The 3,255-nt window shown below is 44.5% G+C and carries 3 protein-coding genes and 1 pseudogene; 3 read left to right on the top strand and 1 reads right to left on the bottom strand.

The features are described from left to right. Positions 1–421 (top strand): annotated as a pseudogene (locus tag F6K52_RS34360) (ATP-binding protein); the annotation flags it as partial. Between the two features lie 288 nt (positions 422–709). On the opposite strand, the gene F6K52_RS34355 reads toward F6K52_RS34360, so the two are convergent. Then, on the bottom strand, positions 710–1,141 hold the full coding sequence (locus F6K52_RS34355) for a helix-turn-helix domain-containing protein (protein WP_008187594.1): 432 nt from the start codon (positions 1,139–1,141) through the stop codon (positions 710–712). Between the two features lie 754 nt (positions 1,142–1,895). On the opposite strand from F6K52_RS34355, the gene F6K52_RS34350 reads away from it, so the two are divergent. Further along, positions 1,896–2,048, top strand: a complete 153-nt coding sequence (locus tag F6K52_RS34350) for a hypothetical protein (RefSeq protein ID WP_364421161.1) — start codon at positions 1,896–1,898, stop codon at positions 2,046–2,048. 277 nt (positions 2,049–2,325) lie between these two features. Then, positions 2,326–3,189 carry an Rpn family recombination-promoting nuclease/putative transposase gene (locus F6K52_RS34345; protein ID WP_293089387.1) on the top strand — a complete coding sequence of 288 codons (864 nt, stop codon included), beginning with the start codon at positions 2,326–2,328 and terminating at the stop codon, positions 3,187–3,189. Positions 3,190–3,255: the final 66 nt, after the last annotated feature.

Genomic DNA, 3,255 nt, shown 5'->3' with positions numbered 1-3,255 from the left:
CCAAGTTCAAGACAGTCACGACCGCCACGCTAACATCGAAGTCAGCTATTTGCTGCAACGCATGGAAGCCTATCAAGGGTTAGCTATATTGACCTCCAATTTCCAAAGCGCCCTCGATAGTGCCTTTCAGCGCCGCATTCGCTTTGTGGTCGAGTTTCCGTTTCCCGGACCCGAAATCCGTACCCAAATTTGGCAGCGCATTTTTCCAGCCCAGACCCCAACCCAAGACTTAAATTACCAGAAACTGGGTCAACTCAATGTAGCTGGGGGAAATATTCGCAATATTGCCCTAAATGCCGCTTTTTTGGCCGCCGCCGCCAATGAACCCGTGAACATGGAACATATCTTTGAAGCGACAAAACGGGAATATCTTAAGTTGAAGAAAATGTTGACAAACCAAGAGATTGAAGGGTGGTTTTAGTGTAAGCATTCAGCGGTCAGCTATCAGCTCTCAGCTATCAGCTCTCAGCTCTCAGGCGTAGGGTGGGCAAATGCTTATCCTCTGACAACAATATCTCGAATCCTGTCAATTTGCCCACCCTACAAGCTACAAGCTGCGGGGTTTGGTGGGCAAATCCTGATCTTTGAGCTGACCATGTAATCTGGAATCCTGTCAATTTGCCCACCAAACAATAACTTAGCTAATAGCCGGAAAACTACCACCAGCGATGCAGCGCGGTCTTGGGGGTTTCCCCCATGAGCGACTGCATCAAGAAATAAAATGAATATCACTGAAGGTTTCGATCCACAAACGAGCACCACAATCAAGGGGATTATCCGGCTGATAAACAATCTTACAAGGACCAAGGATTTCGACTTCATTACCGTAGAGATTAGTGCCCTTTCGTTTTACTGAAATCACTGGCTTCCGGTCTTTGGGGCTTTTCTTCATATTCGAGCCAATGTGATTGCGATTGACATTAATCTTCGCTAAAGCGGTTGTACGACTAGTGCGCCATTTCCCCTTTGGTCCACGATTACCTTTAGTAATTTGTGGCAAATGGTTGAACAGAGGAATAATCCAGAATTTCCCGCTTTTATAGGCACCCCGGACGCGACCCTTCTCTAGGAGTTGGCGCAATCGTCGAGAAGAAATTCCTAATAGAGATGCGGCTTCAGTAGTTCCAACGCACTTGTTCATCAGTTGATCAGGTTTTAACTATTCCGATAATACTAGTTTAAGGGATAAAAGAGAAATTGGCAATTTATTTTTTTAGGGAACAGGGAATAGGGAACAGGGAATAGGGAGGAAAGTGTGGTAAAAGTGGTAAATATGGTAAGGGTGGATAGCAAGTTAAGTGCTGTGGTTTCCACTATTAGCGACTGCGTCAATATCGGAATAGTTAGGAAATCGGGAGTCGGGAATCGGGAATCGGGAATCGGGAATCGGGAATCGGGAATGCGATCGCTTTTAGCGGAAGCAAAGCTTCATCGCGTAGCGTGACCTGCATGTCAATCGCTTTTAGCGTGGCCTACGGCCAATCGCAGAGCGGCTCCAAGCTCCCATCGCACATAGTAAGTAGTTAATTAGTAACTTTATTTTTATATTAATGAATTATTAATACAGGATTTTTCCCCACTCCACTACTCCCTGTTCCCTGTTCCCGATTCCCGACTCCCTAAAAAATTTGTTACAAAAGTTTTTAAAAAATGTTATAATATAATATTTTTGTGTTATAATAAAATTACCGTGGGCGCTAAAGCGATGCAGCGCCGCCAAAGGGGGTTTCCCCCACTCGCGCTTTGCATCAAGAAACGTTCCACGGTAAGAGCCAGCCTACAGTTTCTCTAGGCTCTCAGGCTGGCTCTGGAGCCCCAGTTAAGGAGATACCTAATATTTTATGTCCTACTCTCAACGCCTATATCCATGGGCGCTCATTAAGCTATTGCCGAACATGCAGCGGGTGGTTGTTCGTCGTTTTCGGAACCGTTCTGACGCGGAAGGTCACTTGCAGGCTCTTAAACGGCTGATGCCTGAGGAAAAATTTATTATTATCTTCGATTTAGGAGACCCAATAGACGGCGAGTCTAATGACGTTGAATCTTAAGAAGTAGGAAGTTTAGGAAGTCTGAAAAGCCCAGCTCTTCACTAATCAAATTTTAGTTTGATCCCAGAAATAGTGGCGTTGCTGAATTAAGGAATGAATGCGCGATCATCTGGTTTTATTAAAGCCCCCTAAATCCCCCAATTCTGGGGGACTTTGATAGTTTTGTTCCCCCCAGAATTGGGGGGCTAGGGGGGCAAAACCATACGCATAATCAGCAACGCCGAAACAGCCCTGGATGTAACTCAATAATTCGTCTTGATTCGGTCAATTGTATTGTATGGCAAAACGTGCAGATATTGGTAGCAAACGCTTAATTAGTCTCGCTCCTAATGCTTGGGTGCAATGGGTAACCGGTAATCCCCAAGTGCGGGCATCTCAGTTACTTGATGCTGAGTTTCAATGGATTAGTCGCGAAAGTGATGTGATTCTCAAAGCGTCTAGTCCTGAACATCAAGAATTTCTGATTCTCAATGAATTACAACTACGGTATGACCAGAACATGCCTCAGCGAATGCGCAATTATGTCGCTTTAGCTGAGGAAAAATACAACCTATCCGCTTATCCGGTATTAATTAACATCTTGCCGCCCCCAAGCACGGTCACAATCGTTGACTGCTACGACAAGGAATTCATGGGATTAAAAGCCCGTCAAGATTATCGGGTAATTAATCTCTGGGAAGTAGATGCTGAATTAGTATTAGAACAACCTTTGCCTCCCCTATTTCCATTTGTACCTATTTTAAAAGGAGGTGGTAGCGAATCAAAATTGCGGTCAGCGGTGCAGGCTTTACGAGCGGATCAAACCTTAAATCAACTAGAACCGTTGTTAGCTTTCTTTGCTAGTTTTGTGTTAGAGATACCCTTAATTCAACAAATCATGAGGTGGGATATGACAGTATTACGAGAATCACCCTGGTATCAAGAGATTTTACAAGAGGGTGTGGCTCAAGGCATTGAACAAGGCATCCAACAAGAACGTCGAGGCAGTTTAGAGCGCATCCTTAAACTGCGATTTTCCGAGATTCCTGTCGAAATATCCGTCAGAATTCAAGCCTTAACTCTTGAACAATTAGAAGAGTTGATGGCCACAGCATTAACCGTTAACTCCCTAGATGAGTTTAGTGAACATTTGCCCAATTAATTAAATAAGGCCACAACCCACTTCGACCGTGGGGTGGGTTTTCCTATTGATTTTACAACTCCGATG

Source organism: Moorena sp. SIO3H5 (assembly GCF_010692395.1).
Taxonomy (GTDB): Bacteria; Cyanobacteriota; Cyanobacteriia; order Cyanobacteriales; family Coleofasciculaceae; genus Moorena.
Note: the sequence above shows the minus strand (reverse complement) of the source record. Positions and strands in the feature narration are given on the sequence as shown.

Bases quoted from the DNA above. Each gene is read 5' to 3' on its own strand.
- F6K52_RS34350 (WP_364421161.1), top strand. From the start codon at position 1,896: ATGCAGCGGGTGGTTGTTCGTCGTTTTCGGAACCGTTCTGACGCGGAA.
- F6K52_RS34355 (WP_008187594.1), bottom strand. From the start codon at position 1,141: ATGAACAAGTGCGTTGGAACTACTGAAGCCGCATCTCTATTAGGAATT.
- F6K52_RS34345 (WP_293089387.1), top strand. From the start codon at position 2,326: ATGGCAAAACGTGCAGATATTGGTAGCAAACGCTTAATTAGTCTCGCT.